This window comes from Microbacterium sp. NPDC058269, from assembly GCF_042881445.1.
Classification (GTDB): Bacteria; Actinomycetota; Actinomycetes; order Actinomycetales; family Microbacteriaceae; genus Microbacterium.
This window is the reverse complement of the sequence record NZ_JBHVXT010000003.1, coordinates 445,376-460,350: the sequence shown is the minus strand read 5'-3', so window position 1 is coordinate 460,350 and position 14,975 is coordinate 445,376. Positions and strand designations below refer to the sequence as shown.

The 14,975-nt window shown below is 67.2% G+C and carries 15 protein-coding genes; 11 read left to right on the top strand and 4 right to left on the bottom strand.

Annotated elements, in window-relative coordinates; genetic code table 11:
• The first annotated feature begins 45 nt into the window (after nucleotides 1-45).
• Together ACFVWL_RS15810 and ACFVWL_RS15805 are read left to right on the top strand one after the other, a co-directional pair.
• Complete coding sequence (locus ACFVWL_RS15810; RefSeq protein WP_017830602.1) at nucleotides 46-666, top strand: ANTAR domain-containing response regulator; 621 nt, start codon at nucleotides 46-48, stop codon at nucleotides 664-666.
• 2 nt (nucleotides 667-668) lie between these two features.
• Nucleotides 669-1,244, top strand: a complete 576-nt coding sequence (locus ACFVWL_RS15805) for a GNAT family N-acetyltransferase (RefSeq protein WP_387184702.1) — start codon at nucleotides 669-671, stop codon at nucleotides 1,242-1,244.
• Here the strand turns inward: ACFVWL_RS15805 and ACFVWL_RS15800 are convergent.
• Complete coding sequence (locus tag ACFVWL_RS15800) at nucleotides 1,219-1,647, bottom strand: hotdog fold thioesterase (protein ID WP_387184700.1); 429 nt, start codon at nucleotides 1,645-1,647, stop codon at nucleotides 1,219-1,221. The genes ACFVWL_RS15805 and ACFVWL_RS15800 overlap by 26 nt on opposite strands.
• A gap of 45 nt (nucleotides 1,648-1,692) precedes the next feature.
• Here ACFVWL_RS15800 and polA point away from each other — a divergent pair, with 45 nt between their 5' ends.
• The 6 genes from polA to ACFVWL_RS15770 are packed head-to-tail and all read left to right on the top strand — an operon-like array spanning nucleotide 1,693 to nucleotide 10,101.
• Nucleotides 1,693-4,326: a DNA polymerase I gene (polA, locus tag ACFVWL_RS15795; protein ID WP_387184697.1), complete on the top strand. Its 2,634-nt coding sequence runs from the start codon at nucleotides 1,693-1,695 to the stop codon at nucleotides 4,324-4,326.
• 41 nt (nucleotides 4,327-4,367) lie between these two features.
• Nucleotides 4,368-6,044, top strand: coding sequence for a DUF885 domain-containing protein (locus ACFVWL_RS15790; RefSeq protein WP_387184694.1), 1,677 nt, complete (start codon nucleotides 4,368-4,370; stop codon nucleotides 6,042-6,044).
• 54 nt (nucleotides 6,045-6,098) lie between these two features.
• Complete coding sequence (locus ACFVWL_RS15785) at nucleotides 6,099-7,133, top strand: LLM class flavin-dependent oxidoreductase (RefSeq protein ID WP_387184691.1); 1,035 nt, start codon at nucleotides 6,099-6,101, stop codon at nucleotides 7,131-7,133.
• Nucleotides 7,134-7,180: 47 nt separating this feature from the next.
• A complete protein-coding gene (locus tag ACFVWL_RS15780; protein ID WP_387184688.1) occupies nucleotides 7,181-8,533 on the top strand; it encodes an MFS transporter in 1,353 nt (450 codons plus the stop codon).
• Nucleotides 8,534-8,567: 34 nt separating this feature from the next.
• Nucleotides 8,568-9,323 carry an SGNH/GDSL hydrolase family protein gene (locus ACFVWL_RS15775; RefSeq protein ID WP_387184685.1) on the top strand — a complete coding sequence of 252 codons (756 nt, stop codon included), beginning with the start codon at nucleotides 8,568-8,570 and terminating at the stop codon, nucleotides 9,321-9,323.
• Between the two features lie 31 nt (nucleotides 9,324-9,354).
• The gene (locus ACFVWL_RS15770) at nucleotides 9,355-10,101 is read left to right on the top strand and encodes a formylglycine-generating enzyme family protein (RefSeq protein ID WP_387184682.1); all 747 of its coding nucleotides are present in this window, start codon (nucleotides 9,355-9,357) and stop codon (nucleotides 10,099-10,101) included.
• An 18-nt stretch (nucleotides 10,102-10,119) separates the two neighbouring features.
• Here ACFVWL_RS15770 and ACFVWL_RS15765 read toward each other — a convergent pair whose 3' ends face one another.
• On the bottom strand, nucleotides 10,120-11,445 hold the full coding sequence (locus ACFVWL_RS15765) for a nitrate/nitrite transporter (protein ID WP_387184680.1): 1,326 nt from the start codon (nucleotides 11,443-11,445) through the stop codon (nucleotides 10,120-10,122).
• Nucleotides 11,446-11,522: 77 nt separating this feature from the next.
• Here ACFVWL_RS15765 and ACFVWL_RS15760 point away from each other — a divergent pair, with 77 nt between their 5' ends.
• Nucleotides 11,523-11,891, top strand: coding sequence for a VOC family protein (locus ACFVWL_RS15760; protein ID WP_387184677.1), 369 nt, complete (start codon nucleotides 11,523-11,525; stop codon nucleotides 11,889-11,891).
• Nucleotides 11,892-11,940: 49 nt separating this feature from the next.
• Nucleotides 11,941-12,999: a GNAT family N-acetyltransferase gene (locus ACFVWL_RS15755; protein ID WP_387184675.1), complete on the top strand. Its 1,059-nt coding sequence runs from the start codon at nucleotides 11,941-11,943 to the stop codon at nucleotides 12,997-12,999.
• Here ACFVWL_RS15755 and ACFVWL_RS15750 read toward each other — a convergent pair.
• Complete coding sequence (locus ACFVWL_RS15750) at nucleotides 12,996-13,529, bottom strand: AAA family ATPase (RefSeq protein ID WP_387184672.1); 534 nt, start codon at nucleotides 13,527-13,529, stop codon at nucleotides 12,996-12,998. The two genes, ACFVWL_RS15755 and ACFVWL_RS15750, sit on opposite strands and share 4 nt — an antisense overlap.
• A gap of 137 nt (nucleotides 13,530-13,666) precedes the next feature.
• On the bottom strand, nucleotides 13,667-14,056 hold the full coding sequence (locus ACFVWL_RS15745) for an HIT family protein (protein ID WP_387184669.1): 390 nt from the start codon (nucleotides 14,054-14,056) through the stop codon (nucleotides 13,667-13,669).
• Between the two features lie 388 nt (nucleotides 14,057-14,444).
• Here ACFVWL_RS15745 and ACFVWL_RS15740 point away from each other — a divergent pair, with 388 nt between their 5' ends.
• Nucleotides 14,445-14,906, top strand: coding sequence for a peptidoglycan recognition family protein (locus ACFVWL_RS15740; protein ID WP_387184667.1), 462 nt, complete (start codon nucleotides 14,445-14,447; stop codon nucleotides 14,904-14,906).
• Nucleotides 14,907-14,975: the final 69 nt, after the last annotated feature.

Sequence of the window (14,975 nt, the reverse complement as noted above, 5' to 3'; positions counted from 1 at the left end):
AGCGCCTACGGCCTGCGGACAGGGGCGCTCCACTAGGATGGTTGTGTGACAGAGCAAGAAGAGCAGGCTGAGCAGCCCACGTCATCCGCACCCCGACGCGTCGTCGTCGCCGAAGATGAGTCGCTGATCCGTCTCGACATCGTCGAGATCCTCCGCGACAACGGCTTCGATGTTGTCGGCGAGGCCGGTGACGGAGAGACCGCGGTCGCTCTGGCGACCGAGCTGCGCCCCGACCTGGTCATCATGGATGTCAAGATGCCCCAGCTCGACGGAATCAGCGCCGCCGAGAAGCTGCACAAGGGCAACATCGCCCCGGTCGTCCTCCTCACGGCGTTCAGCCAGAAGGAGCTCGTCGAGCGTGCCAGCGAGGCGGGTGCGCTCGCGTACGTCGTGAAGCCGTTCACCCCGAACGACCTCCTTCCGGCGATCGAGATCGCACTGGCCCGGCACGAGCAGATCATCACGCTCGAGGCTGAAGTCGCCGACATGGTCGAGCGCTTCGAGACCCGCAAGCTCGTCGACCGTGCCAAGGGTCTTCTCAACGAGAAGATGGGCCTGAGCGAACCCGAGGCGTTCCGCTGGATCCAGAAGGCGTCCATGGACCGCCGTCTGACGATGCAGGATGTCGCCAAGGCGATCATCGAGCAGCTCGCCCCCAAGAAGTAGCGGTGAGTGCCGGGATCATCCGGCTCGATACCGAGCACATGCTGCGACCCGTGCGCCTCGGCGACGGGCCCGCGCTCTCCCGGGCGTATCTGGCGAACCGAGAGCACCTCACGCCGTGGGAGCCCACGCGCACCGAGGTGTTCTTCACCGTCGCCGCGCAAGAGCAGCACGCGCAGCAGTGCGTGGATGATGCGGCGGCGGGTCGCAGCATCCGTTTCGTGATCGAGTCCGATGACGGCGAGATCCGCGGACGGATGAACATCAACAACATCGTCCGGGGAGCGTTCTGGAGCGCCGACCTCGGCTACTGGGTCGACGCGTCGCGAACCCACCGCGGGCTCGCAAGCCGCGCGGTCGCGCAGGTCATCGAGTACTCGCTCTCGGAGTTGCGCCTCCACCGGCTGCAGGCGGCCACGCTGCTGCACAACCTCGGCTCCCAGCGCGTGCTGCTCGGAAACGGCTTCGAGCGCATCGGGATGGCGCCGAAGTACCTCCGCATCGCGGGGGAGTGGCAGGATCACCTGCTGTTCCAGCGACTGCTGGAGGAACCGCTCAGTTCGCGGCGGGAAGGTCCTTGATCATGTTGGTGATGCGGATCGTGGAGCAGCGGCGCCCCTGATCGTCTGTCACCACGATCTCGTGCACGGTGATACTCCGCCCCAGGTGCACCGGAATGCACACGCCTGTGACGACGCCTGAGGTCGCCGAACGGGTGTGCGTCGCATTGATGTCGACCCCGACGGCGAGTCGGCCGGCACCGGCGTGCAGGTTCGCCGCCATGGATCCGAGGGATTCCCCGAGCACCACGTAGGCGCCTCCGTGCATGAGTCCGACGGGCTGAGTGTTGCCCTCGACGGGCATGGTCGCGACGCAGCGCTCGACGCCGAACTCCACGAACTCCATGCCCATCTTCTCGGCCAGAGCACCCATTCCCCGGGCCGTGGCCCAGTCGAGTCCCTGGCTCATCGCGACGTCGCTCATGCATCCTCCTCAGCGGGTGTCTGTCGTCCTCGTTAGGCTGACAGGGTGACGGACTCCGCAAAGCCTACCCTCATGGTCGTCGACGGCCACTCGCTCGCCTACCGTGCCTTCTTCGCCCTCCCGGTCGATAACTTCACGACCAAGGACAACCAGCACACGAACGGCATCTACGGCTTCCTGTCGATGCTCGTGAACCTCATCAAGGCCGAGCAGCCGACGCACCTGGCCATCGCCTTCGACACCTCGCGTCACTCGTTCCGCACCGACGAGTACCCGGAGTACAAAGCCACGCGCTCCGAGTCGCCGCAGGAGTTCAAGGGGCAGATCCCGCTCCTGCAGGACTGCCTCGCCGCGATGTCGATCCCGGTCCTGACGAAAGAGGGGATCGAGGCCGACGACATCCTCGCGACGCTCGCCTCTCAGGGCGCGGAGCAGGGCTTCGACGTGCTCGTCGTCTCGGGTGACCGCGACACCATCCAGCTCGTCAATGACGATGTCACGCTGCTGTACCCATCGGTGCAGGGCGTCTCCCAGCTCAAGCGCTACGACCCGACGACCGTCCAGGAGCGCTATGGGGTCCGGCCCGAGCAGTATCCCGACATCGCGGCGCTCGTCGGCGAGACCAGCGACAACCTGCCCGGCGTGCCGAAGGTCGGAGAGAAGACCGCGGTCAAGTGGCTCACGCAGTTCGGATCGCTCGATGAGCTGATCGCGCGCGCCGACGAGATCAAGGGTGTGGTCGGAGGCAACCTCCGCGACCACATCGAAGACGTACGCCGCAACCGCAAGCTCAACCGGCTCCTCACCGACGTCGAGCTTCCGGTCGGGCCCGCCGACCTGGCCGTGGCGCCGATCGACGCGCAGGCGGTGCGCGACATCTTCGCTCGTCTCGAGTTCCGCACGCTGCTGCCGCGGGTATTCGAAGCCGTCGGAGCCGGGGAAGTGGCCGATGACCCTGCCTCGGTCGTCGTCCTTCCCGTCCCGGCAGAAGTGACCCCTGCGGAGCTCGCAACATGGGCGAGGGCACAGGAGGGCGACGTCTCGCTCCGTGTCACGACGCAGGGTGGTGCTCCGGTGCGCATCGGCGCGGCTACTCTGACCGAACTCCGCGAGGCCGACTGGTCGGAGTCCGCTGCCGAAGAGTTGCGCGGATGGATCGAGTCCGATGCCCCGAAGGTGCTGCACGAAGCGAAGCCGCAGGTGAAGGCGCTGATCCGGCAGAGCATCCGCCTCGGCGGCCTGGCTTATGACACGAGTCTCGCCGGGTGGCTCCTTCGACCGAGCTTCCCGGACAAGACACTTGCCGACCTGGTCGAGCGCTATCTGGGGGAGAAGCTCCCCGAGGCCGACCCGTCGCAGCTCGTCCCGGAGACAGAGGGAGCCACACCGTCGCAGGAGGCGTGGTTCGCGCTGCGCGTCGCCGACGCCCTTCGCGAAGACATCCCCGAGCCGGTCGCCAAGGTATTGATCGACATCGAGCTTCCGACGCTGCTCACTCTCGCCGACATGGAGGTCGCGGGCGTCGCGGTCTCCCACGACGTGCTCTCCACGTTCTCCGGTGAACTCGCCACCCGTGCAGAGGGCCTCGCACAGGAGGCATTCTCCGTCGTCGGACGGGAGTTCAACCTCGGCTCGCCCAAGCAGCTGCAAGAGGTCCTGTTCGAGGACCTTCAGCTTCCGAAGACACGCAAGACCAAGACGGGATACTCCACGGATGCCGCGGTGCTCGCCGACCTGCAGGACAGCAACCCCCACCCGTTCCTGAGCCTGCTGCTGCAGCACCGCGAGGCCACCAAGCTGCGCCAGATCATCGAGTCGCTCGACACGGCGATCGGTGACGACCACCGCGTGCACACGACCTATGTGCAGACCGGCAGCCAGACCGGACGCCTCTCCAGTACCGATCCCAACCTGCAGAACATCCCGGTGCGCACCGAGGAGTCCCGCCGCATCCGCAGCGCGTTCGAAGTGGGCGACGGGTATGAGGCGCTGCTCACCGCGGACTACTCGCAGATCGAGATGCGCATCATGGCCCACCTCTCCGGCGACGAAGGCCTGATCGAGGCGTTCAACAGCGGCGAAGACCTGCACCGCTTCGTCGGCGCCCGGGTGTTCGGCGTGGAGCCGAGCGATGTCACAGCAGCCATGCGCACCAAGGTGAAGGCGATGTCCTACGGTCTGGTCTACGGACTGTCGGCATTCGGCCTGTCCAAGCAGCTGCGCATCGAGCAGTCCGAGGCCAAGCAGCTGATGGTCGAGTACTTCGCGCGGTTCGGCGCGGTGCGCGATTACCTGCGGGCCTCCGTCATGAAGGCGAAGGAGGTCGGCTACACCGAGACGATCTTCGGCCGCCGTCGCCCGTTCCCCGACCTCGCCAGCCCGAACCGGGTGCTGCGTGAGAACGCCGAGCGCGCGGCCCTCAACGCTCCCATCCAGGGCAGCGCCGCCGACATCATGAAGATCGCACTTCTGCACATCCACGACGATCTCCGTTCCGAACAGCTCTCCTCTCGTGTGCTGCTGCAGATCCACGACGAGCTCGTGGTCGAGGTCGCTCCGGGGGAGTGGGATGCCACCGAACGGATCGTGCGGGCGCGAATGGGCGACGCCGCAGAGCTCTCGGTGCCGCTCGACGTGCAGGTCGGCCGTGGTCGGGACTGGAACGAAGCCGCGCACTGACGTCCGGCGGTGGAAGGGGGCCGGGGATTAGGCTGACAGCTATGACTTCAGCTCCCCGCACCCCCTCCGCCATCGACGCCGTCGCCGATGAATGGGTCGACACGATCGCGGTACTGGCGCCCACCCTCGGGACCTACATCGGCCGCGACGAGGTGAACGACCGCTTCGGCGACCTGAGCCCGGCAGGCCACGAGGAGATCGCCGCGGCGACGCGCGCGACACTCGACAAGCTCTCCGCACTCGAGCCAGTCGATGCGATCGACGAGGTGACGAAGACCGACCTCGGCGCCGAACTCCGCCTCGACCTCGAGCTGCACGACGCGAAGTGGCACCTGCGCGATCTCAACGTCATCGCTTCGGCGGCGCAGGATGTGCGTGCGGCGTTCGACCTGATGCCGACGGCGACTGTGGAGAACTGGGACGTGATCGCGACGAGGCTCGCCGCGGTCCCCGATGCACTCCGCGGCTACGTCGAGACGTTGCGGACCGGTATCGCCGAAGGAGTGACGCCGGCACGACGCCAGGTGGTCGAGGTCGCCACGCAGATCGATCGCTACGCCGCAGACGACGGGTTCTTCGCTGCATTCGTGGCCGACGCCGCTCCCGATGAAGGCCAGTTGCCCGCCTCGCTCGCGCGCACCCTCGCCGACAACTCGGCTGCGGCACGCGTCGCCTACGACGAGCTGCGTCGGTTCCTCGCCGAAGAGCTGGCTCCTGCCGCGGGAGAGGTCGACGCCGTCGGGCGCGACCTGTACGCCCTCAACTCCCGTCGCTTCCTCGGAGCGACGATCGATCTCGATGAGACGTACGAGTGGGGTCGTGAAGAGCTCGCGCGCATGGTGGCCGAGCAGACCGCGATCGCGAACGAGATTCTGCCGGGCGCGTCCGTCGAAGAGGCGGTCGCACACCTCGAGGCTGATCCTGCCCGCAAGCTGGTCGGCACCGACGCCCTCCAGAAGTGGATGCAGGAGACGAGCGACCGCGCCGTCGCCGAACTGGGGGCGTCGCACTTCGACATCCCCGAAGCCATCCGCACGCTTGAGTGCATGATCGCCCCCACGCAGGAGGGCGGCATCTACTACACCGGTCCGACCGATGACTTCTCCCGCCCCGGTCGCATGTGGTGGTCCGTGCCCGAGGGCGTCACCGAGTTCGACACCTGGCGGGAGCTCACCACGGTGTTCCACGAGGGCGTGCCGGGACACCACCTCCAGATCGCCCAGGCCGTCTACAACCGTGCCGAGCTCAACTCCTGGCGCCGCCTGCTGGCCGGAACGTCGGGTCACGCCGAGGGCTGGGCCCTGTATGCCGAGCGTCTGATGGAGCAGCTCGGCTACCTCGACGATCCTGCTGATCGCCTCGGCATGCTCGACGGACAGCGCATGCGGGCGGCTCGCGTGGTGCTCGACATCGGTGTGCACCTCGGCAAGCCCCGTCTCGACGGCACGGGCATGTGGGATGCGGACTATGCGCTCGACTTCATGCGCCGCAACGTCAACATGTCGGATCAGTTCGTGCAGTTCGAGGTGAACCGTTACCTGGGCTGGCCGGGTCAGGCCCCGTCGTACAAGGTCGGTCAGCGCATCTGGGAGCAGGTCCGTGACGGCGTCCGTGCGGCAGAGGGCGACGCGTTCTCCTTCAAGGGCTTCCACAAGCGCGCTCTCGACATGGGCGGCGTCGGCCTCGACACGCTGCGGAGTGCGCTGCTTCCGCGCTGACGGGAATGCGGCTCGACCGGCACGTGTTCATTCACCTGAATAGGAAGGGATGACATGAGCATCGAATTCGGGCTGGACACCTTCGGCGACATCACGAGGGACGCGGATGGAGAGCTCCTCACCGGCGCACAGACGATCCGCAACATCGTGGAGCAGGCGGAACTGGCTGACACGGTCGGTGTGGACTTCTTCGGAGTGGGGGAGCACCACCGCGCGGAGTTCGCGGTCTCCGCGCCGGAGATGGTGCTGGCCGCGATCGCGGCTCGTACGGAGCACATCCGGCTGGGCACCGCAGTGACGGTGCTGTCGTCCGACGACCCGGTGCGGGTGTTCGAGCGGTTCGCCACGCTGGACGCGCTGTCGAACGGTCGAGCTGAGGTCGTTCTCGGGCGCGGGTCTTTCATCGAGTCCTTCCCCCTGTTCGGCTACGACCTCCGTGACTATGACGCGCTCTTCGAGCAGAAGCTCGAACTGTTCGTCGAGCTCCTCAAGGAGGAGCCTGTGACGTGGTCCGGCACGATGCGCGCGTCACTCGACAACGCGAACGTGTTTCCGAAGACGGAGAACGGCCTGCGCACGTGGGTCGGTGTCGGCGGAAGCCCGGAGTCCGTGGTTCGCGTCGCGCGCCACGGTCTCGGGCTGATGCTCGCCATCATCGGGGGACCGGCGGTGCGGTTCAAGCCCTTCGTCGACCTGTATCACCGCTCCGTGGCATCGTTCGGCACGACCTCGCACCCTGTCTCCGTGCATTCGCCGGGCCACATCGCCGAGACCGACGCGGACGCCTGGGATGCCGCATACTCCGGATTCGAGGCGATGAACAACACCATCGGCCGCGAGCGTGGATGGCCGGCATACAGCCGTGCGCGTTTCCAGAACGACGTCGGACCCGAGGGAGCGATCTACTCGGGCTCACCGGATCGAGTCGCCGCGAAGATCGCCGACACGATCACGACCCTGGGGCTCGGCCGCTTCGACCTGAAGTACGCCACCGGCACCCTGTCGCACGAGTCGATGATGCGCAGCATCGAGCTGTACGGCACCGAGGTGATCCCGCGGGTGAAGCGGATCCTCGACGCGCAGAACTGACGACATCGCGAGCGGGACGTCCGGCGCTCGGCTCTACGATGAGGAGCATGGCCAATACCGCCCTGCCGAGCCGCTCTTCGCTGGCTGAGCGCCTGGACGTCCTGCCGTTCACGCGTCGACACCTTCGCCTACTGACCGGTTCGGGGCTCGGCTGGGCGCTGGACGCGATGGATGTCGGTCTGATCTCGTTCATCCTCGCGGCTCTCACACAGCAGTGGGGACTGTCCAAGGGCGAGGCCGGCTGGATCGCCTCGGTCGGCTTCATCGGCATGGCCATCGGTGCGACTCTCGGCGGCCTTCTGGCGGATCGTTTCGGGCGACGGCAGGTGTTCGCTCTCACCCTGCTCGTGTACGGCATCGCAACCGGCGCCAGCGCGCTCGTGGGTGGTCTCGCTGCGCTCCTGGTGCTCCGATTCCTCGTCGGCCTCGGTCTCGGCGCCGAACTCCCGGTCGCGTCGACCTACGTCAGTGAATTCGCTCCTGCTCGCATCCGTGGTCGTCTGATCGTCGTTCTGGAGGCGTTCTGGGCGCTCGGATGGACAGCAGCCGCTGTCATCGGATTCCTGGTCATCCCGGCATCCGATGACGGGTGGCGCTGGGCCTTCGCCTTGGGTGCCATCCCCGCGGTGTACGCGCTCTTCGTCCGTTGGCGGATGCCGGAATCGCCGCGCTGGCTCGCCTCGCGCGGACGCATCGCCGAAGCCGACCGCATCGTCTCGGCCTTTGAAGCGGATGCCGGGGTCGGGACGGCCCCGGCCATTCGGAAGGAACCGGCCTCTCGTGCGATCGCGGTCACGGCTCGAGCCCGGCTCGCGACGCTCTGGAACCCGGAGTTCCGATTGCGCACGCTGTGCCTGTGGCTGGTGTGGCTCGGAGTGAACTTCGCCTACTACGGTGCGTTCATCTGGATCCCGAGCATTCTCGTCGACGCCGGGTTCGATCTGGTGCGTTCGTTCGGATTCACGCTGATCATCACGCTCGCGCAGCTGCCGGGCTACGCGGTCGCCGCGTGGCTGATCGAGGTCTGGGGGCGACGGCTGACCCTGTCGGTCTTCCTTCTCGGTTCGGCCGTCTCAGCCGTGATCTTCGGCACGGCCACGACCGAGGGCGCGATCATCGCTGCGGGTATGGGACTGTCCTTCTTCAACCTCGGCGCCTGGGGTGCGCTGTACGCCGTGACGCCGGAGATCTACCCGACCTCACTGCGGGGAACGGGCGCGGGCTGGGCAGCCGGAGTCGGCCGCATCGCATCGATCGTGGCGCCGCTCTCCGTACCAGTCCTCCTGATCGCCGGTGGGGCTCCGCTGCTGTTCGCGGTGTTCGGTGTGTGTTTCCTCGGTGCCGCCGCCGCAGCATGGGGGCTGGTCGATCGAGGCGGCCAGGCGCTCGACGACCGTTGACGCCGCGCCTCGTGAGCCGCAATAGGCTGGGACGATGGCAGATGTGCGGTTCGTGGCGATCGGCGACTCGTTCACCGAGGGGGTCGGAGATGTGCTTCCGGATGGGCGGGAGCGCGGCTGGGCCGATCTCGCGGCCCAAGGCTGGGCAGATGCGGCGGGGCACTCCATCCAGTACGCCAATCTCGCGATCAGGGGCAAGCTCGCCTGGCCGATCGTCGAGCAGCAGCTCGAACCCGCGCTCGCGTTGCGCCCTACCCACCTCTCCTTCAACGGCGGCGGCAACGACATGCTGCGCCCGCGCACGGATGTCGAGCACATCGCCGACGCCTTCAGTCGCGTGCTGCGCCGGTGCGACGAGGAGGGCGTGACCATGATCCTCCTCTCCGGTGCGAACCCCAGCGGACAGCTCCCGATGGGCTCCCTCGTTCAGCGGCGCGGCGATCTGCTCTCCGACGCGGTGTTGCGGCGGATCGAAGAGCGCCCCGACGTGGTCCGGGCACTCAATTGGCCTGATCGTGAGCTCTCCCGTGGCGCGTACTGGGCGGATGACCGTCTGCACATGAACGCGGCGGGTCACCACCGTGTCGCTGCCCGTGTGCTGCACGCGCTCGGCTTCGAGCCCCCGGCGACATGGTGGGCGCCGAACGATCGACTGGGTACCGGGCCATCGGGGCTCGCCTATTACCGGGAGTTCGTCGGCCCCTGGGTGCGCCGTCGCGTGACGCGCACTTCGTCCGGCGATGGTCGCGCGGCCAAGTTCCCGTCCTGGGTCGAGCGAGTCCCGTCGTGACTCGCATCGCATGCTCCGGTGCGGGCGATCGGTGAGCGACTTCGAGCTCGCCCGCATACCCGCTGGTGTCCTGACGCTGCGCGACGCGCGTCGGGAGGAGCAGCTCGACGTCATGCTCGAACCGTTCCAGATCGGTGTGTATCCGGTGACGGAGGAGCAGCTCGCAGAGGTGCTGGGCATCCCGGTGCGCCACCCGCGTCGCCCCGCCGCCGACCTCAGCTGGTTGCGCGCGGTCCACTTCTGCAACGCCGCATCCGAATGGGAGGGCCTCGATCGGGTCTACCTGTTCGACGGCGAGGAGGTCTGCTGGGACACGACCGCAGACGGGTACCGGCTTCCGACCGAAGCGGAGTGGGAGTTCGCCTGCCGCGCCGGGTCGACAGGTCCGCACTATGCGCCTCTTGCCGATGCGGCATGGACGAGTGCGGACGGGGTGTCCTCTCCGCAGGACATCGGCGGCAAGCTGCCGAACCTCAATGGTCTCTTCGACACGCTCGGCAACGTCTGGGAGTGGTGCTGGGACCTGTTGGATCCCGCCCGCTATGACGAGTACCGCGTCTTCCGCGGCGGCGGATTCGCGGACGACGCGTGGAGCGTGCGGGCGTCAGTCCGCCGCGGGGGAGCCCCGCGCATGCATCACGAGGATGTCGGACTCCGACTGGCGCGGGGCGCGTTCGACACGGTCGACCGTGCACAGGGCTGGTCCGCGCGAGCGGACCGGGAACGTGCTGTCCAAGATGGACCGTTGCCTTCCGGCTGGACGCCGCGCGGTCGCTGACCCCTCTGCGGTTCCCGTTCAGTGCCGGCGTTCCGGATCGAGACCCATGCGGATGCGCGTCCGCTTCCGCTCGATGAGGATGAACACCGTGCCGATGATCCAGAGGGGGATCGGCATGAGGAACGCGATCCGGAAGGCCTCGAGTGAATAGGTCTCGGGGGTGCCGGCGCCCTGCAGGTCGAGCGCGAGACCGATGAGGAAGATGGCGATGAGCGCGGCGATGAAGCCTCCCGCATTCGTCACGCCGGTGGCGGTGCTCAGACGGTGGGTCGGGTTGTGCGTTCGCGCGTGGTCGAACGCGATCATGGAGGCGGGGCCACCGGTCGCGAGGGCGATCGCCAGCACGTAGAGGAGCCAGATCGGCGCGGTGTAGGGCAAGGCGATGACGGCGATCCACGCCGCCACCTGCACTCCGACGGCGGGGAGTACGAGCGCCAGCGAGCGGTGATTCGGCAGTCGCCGGGAGAGGTCGCCGATGATCGGCCCCAGAAGCATGCCTGCGACGACATATACGGAGATGATGCCGGCGGCGTGGGCAGTGTCGAGGCCTTCCGCCGCGGTGAGGAAAGGCATTCCCCAGAGCAGCACGAATGCCGTACCCGCGAACGGGGTCGTGAAGTGCGACCAGAAGGCCAGTCGCGTGCCCGGGTGCGCCCAGGCCGCGCGTATGCCGACACCGGTATCGATTGCGGAGGTGACGACGCGGATGACCCCGGTATCGGTGTTCACGGTGACATCGGCACCGCGCTCTGCGGGGTGGTTGCGAATGACCAGCGCCACGAGGATGGTGAACAGCACGCCGAGGCCCGCGATGCTGCCGAAGGTGATGGTCCAGCTGGTGGCGTGCAGGAGTGCGGCCAGCGGGACCAGGGCGATCAGCTGGCCGGCTTGACCGATGATGCCGGTGAACTGGACCATGAGCGGTCCGCGTTGGGCGGGGAACCAGGTCGCGACGAGTCGCAGCACCGCGGGGAAGATCGCCGCATCACCGGCGCCGAGCAGCACGCGCGCGAAGATCGCGATGCCGATGCTGGGGGAGAGAGCCATGGTCAGCTGCCCCGCGGCCATCAGCAGCATGCCGACGGTCATGATCGGGCGCGAGCCGAAGCGATCGAGGAGCACCCCGACCGGGATCTGCATTCCGCCGTAGACGGCGAGTTGGACAACGGCGAACAGCGCGAGCGTCGATGCATCCGCCTGGAATCGGTCCGCGGCTTCGACGCCGACGGCGCCGAGCGAGGTGCGGTTCGTGATGGCCAACACGTAGGCGGCGACTCCGACCGACCAGATCACCCAGGCCCGCCATCCCGGCGTCGAGACGGGGAAGGGGGAGACCTGCGGCACCCCTCAACGCTACTCCTCGGACGACGCGCATTCGGCGACTTCCGCTCGATGTCGGTCGGGGTCGCTACGGTGGCGCCATGACCAGTTCCCCTCTGCACCACTCACTCGACTACATCGAGCTCGTCGTCACCGATCTGGAGGCATCGAAGAGCTTCTTCGCTGACGCCTTCGGCTGGAGCTTCAACGACTACGGGCCCGGATACGCCGGGATCGTGTCCCCACGAGGCGACGGCAACGAAGCCGGAGGTCTGATGCTCGCCGACGAGCCGCGTCCCGTCGGCGGTCCCCTCGTCCTGCTCTATTCCGAAGACCTCGACGCCACGAAGACGGCTATCGAGAAGGCCGGCGGAGCGATCCTCCAGGAGCCGTACGAGTTCCCCGGCGGGCGACGCCTGCACTTCGCCGACCCGACCGGCAACGAACTCGGAGTCTGGGCGACGCAATAACACTCGGTCGCGGCTTCGCCGGTCTCACGCGCGTGCGACGATTGCCGGTATGACGGACATCGTGGTGGGCGACATCCCCGAGGACATCGACAGATGCGTGGACGTCTGGATTCATGCGCTCCGGCACCGGGACGGGGACGTCGACGCTCGCGTCGTCGCCGAACGCATGCGAAAGCTGTTCGATGGCCCTGTCCTTCGGTTCGCGCTCACGGGCCAGCCTCTGGCGGGTTTCGCTCTCACCACGCCGAAGACACACGATGAGACGACGGCCGTGTTGGAGCGGATCGCCGTGCTGCCGTCATCTGCCGGGCAGGGACATGGTCGAGCCCTGCTGCGCGATGCGATTCGGTACTCGACGGATGCCGGGTTCTCCAGCCTCGAGCTGGCCGTGCGGCGCGGGAACGCCGCCATCCGGCTCTACGAAGCGGAGGGGTTCGCGGCGGTCTCGGAGCCGGTCCCGCACCCCCTCGGCGGCGAGCCCATGATCACTTACCGCCGTGACCTGGTCGATCTGCACAGGGCACCGATCGCGTGCACCTCGGCACTCAGCGTTCCGCGGGTACAGGGACCCGCGGTCGTTCTCCGACCTTTCGAGGAATCTGACATCGATGCCGTATTGGAGGCATCCTTCGATCGTTCGATCACCGATGTCACCACCGTTCCCGTCGTCCCTGATTCCGGACTCGCGGGCGAGTGGTTGGCGCGGCAGCACCAACGGGCAGCGACGGGTAGGGGCTATTCGTTCGCGGTCGAGGCGAACGAAGAGTGTGTGGGGCAGATCGGGCTGTGGCTTCGTGATCGGGACCAAGGCCGAGCCACCGTCGGCTATTGGATCCGGCCCACGCGACGCGGTCAGGGATACGCACTCAGCGCGTTGCGAACGCTCACGGAATGGGCGTGGAACTTCGCCGATCTGCATCGTCTGCAGCTGCACATCGACCCGACCAATGTGCCCTCACTCCGGACGGCTGAGAGGGCGGGCTACGCGCGCGAAGGGTTGCTCCGTTCGTGGCAGAAGATCGGCGATGAGCGCCAAGACATGCTCGTGTACAGCCGGCTCCGCTCACCGTGGCCGATCGCTGAGCCCGCGGCTGACGAACCGGGTTAGTCGACGATGCGGCGGCCGAGATCTTCGAGGATCATCGTCACGAGTTGATCCGTGGTCGTCTCCGGGCCGACCCGTCGCTCATCGAACCAGGGGAGTGGTTGCCACCCGTCGTGCCAACGGCGGATCTCGTCCTCCCCGAAGGCGTTCGCGAGCGGTCTACCGGCATGGCGCCGAATCGTCTCGTCGAGGCCGACGTCGAACTGGTAGATGACGGTGATTCCGCGGTGGTCACGGTACAAGCTCTCGAAGGCGTCGGCATAGTCGCGCAGATTGAAGATCCCGTCGAGGATGACGTCGTATCCGAGGTCCAGCGCCTGCCGAGCGGCGCCGACGATCAGGATGCTCGCTGTCCGGGAGCGTCTCAACCGATCGGGGTCGTGCAGCAGTTCGCGGCGGAAGTGGTCTTGAGAGATGACAGCCACCCGTTGACCGAGTTCCGGCCGCAGTGCTGTCGCCGTCGTCGTCTTCCCCGATGCGGCATCGCCGCGCAGAACGACGAGACGCGTGGAGTCACTGCCCGTCGGAGTCATCGACCCATCCTTGCAGCGCCTGCCCGGCGGGTCGAGGCGGGCGATCAATCGAGCACGAACGGCATCCCCAGCGCGGCCCTGAGCCTGGATGCGAATGTCGCGCGACGGTCGGGATCCACCCACTCCGCGTCACCGTGTCATTGGTACAGCCGATCGTCCGGATAGCGCGGGAACACATGCACGTGCAGGTGCCAGACGTCCTGGTCTCCTGCGGGCTCATTGTGCTGCCGGACCGACGTCCCCTCGCATCCGTAGGATGACCGGATGCCGATCGCCACCCTCTGCGTCAGATCCCACACCGCGAAGCCGTCCTCCGGTGAGAGGTCGTAGATGTTCTCCACGTGCGTCCGCGGGATGACGAGGACCGCTCCGGGGTTCCCCGGCCACCACTTCGGCGCGATCCGGGCGAATGCGCGGTCGGTGACGGCGACCACGTCGGACGGCACGCTGAGTTCGTCGAACAGACCCTGTTGGAACCTGCAGAACGGACACGCATAGCCGGGCGGCTCGTGGGTGGCTGGGTGCACGCACCGATCATCGCACGGGGGAGGGGCGGTTCCGTGGAGCTGTGTCCATCACCCCGTTCCCGGCGGGCGCGTGTTGAATAGGCGGATGTCGCACTCCCTGCCGCCCGACCCCGTCGATGAACCTTCGGCACACACCCGTCGGCGCTTTCTCCTCGCTGCGGGGACGGGTGTCGCGGTGACCGCGGCGGGGGTGTGGCTCGCGACGACCGCGGGGGCGCCCGATACTGTGGCGACGAACCGGGCTCGGGACAACCCGAGGGCGCTTCCGGAGTACGACGCCGTCTACGAGCGCGCGGTGAGGGGCCTTGAAGCGCCTCTGGGGTTCGCGGACTGCGCCAATCCCACCGTCCGAGCTCTTCGTGACACCGCGGGGAGCGACAGTCACGCGGTGACCCCGATCATCGATCGGTTCGTCGTCCATCACACCGGCACGACAGCGGATCAATTGGACTTCCTCTCGCGCTGCAACAGGCGATCTTCCGCGCCGACCTTCTATCTGCGCAACGACGGGTCGGTCATCGAGCTGATCCGTCCCGGCGCGAAACCGTCCGCAACGGGTGCTGACTGGAACTGGCGGTCCGTGGCGGTGGAGACCCTCAATGCCACTGGGGCGCCTGAGTACGCGGTGACGGCCGGGCAGCTGGAAGAGCTCGCGCAGATGATCGCGTGGCTGGCGACCTTCGACGGCAAGAGTCTGGACGGCGTGCCGGTGTCTTTCACGATCGATCGCGAGCACGTCATCACTCACCGCGAAACCTGGTCGGGGACGGAGTGTCCGGGACCGTTCCTGCAGTCTCGCATCGACGACATCGTGCGCCGTGCCCAGCAGATCTTCGAGAACGGGGAGTGATCGGATCTTCTCGAACTGACATAATGTGCATTATCGGATATTGATCAGGATGGTGAGCGACAGAGGAGA